Source organism: Mesorhizobium sp. M7A.T.Ca.US.000.02.2.1, from assembly GCF_003996995.1.
Classification (GTDB): domain Bacteria; phylum Pseudomonadota; class Alphaproteobacteria; order Rhizobiales; family Rhizobiaceae; genus Mesorhizobium.
On record NZ_RZTT01000829.1, the window covers coordinates 1 to 833 of the forward strand.

General features: G+C 60.7%; 1 protein-coding gene. It reads left to right on the forward strand.

Annotated elements, in window-relative coordinates:
* The coding region (locus EOD15_RS34950; protein ID WP_245463870.1) for a TetM/TetW/TetO/TetS family tetracycline resistance ribosomal protection protein at window positions 1-833 on the forward strand (833 nt) is incomplete at both ends.

An 833-nucleotide genomic window follows, 5' to 3' on the forward strand; every position in this document is an offset into this window, starting at 1 on the left:
ACCTCAAGGCTCGTGCCGAAGAATACCGCGAGAAGATGATCGAGGCCGCCGTCGAAATGGACGAGACGGCGCTTGAAAATTACCTCGAAGGCAAGATGCCGTCGAATGACGAGATCCGCGCGCTGATCCGCAAGGGCACCATCGCGGTCAAGTTCTACCCGATGTTCTGTGGCTCGGCCTTTAAGAACAAGGGCGTGCAGCCGCTGCTCGACGCCGTCGTCGAATATCTGCCGTCGCCGGCCGATGTTCCCGCCATCAAGGGTGTCGATGCCAAGACCGACGCCGAGATCGAGCGTCACGCCGACGACAACGAGCCTCTGTCGATGCTCGCCTTCAAGATCATGAACGACCCGTTCGTCGGTTCGCTGACCTTTGCCCGCATCTATTCGGGCAGGCTCACCAAGGGCATCTCGGTCGACAACACCGTGAAAGGCAAGAAAGAGCGCATCGGCCGCATGCTGCAGATGCATGCGAACTCGCGCGCCGACGTCGAAGAGGCTTTTGCCGGCGACATCGTTGCTCTTGCCGGTCTCAAGGACACGACCACCGGCGACACGCTGAGCGATCCGCTGCATCCGGTCATTCTCGAGCGCATGGAATTCCCCGATCCGGTCATCCAGATCGCCATCGAGCCGAAGACCAAGAACGACCAGGAAAAGATGGGCCTCGCCCTTCACCGCCTGGCCGCCGAGGATCCGTCCTTCCGTGTCAAGACCGACGAGGAAAGCGGCCAGACCATCATTTCCGGCATGGGCGAACTTCTCCTGGACATCATCGTCGACCGTATGCGTCGCGAGTTCAAGGTCGAGGCCAATGTCGGCGCACCGCAGGTG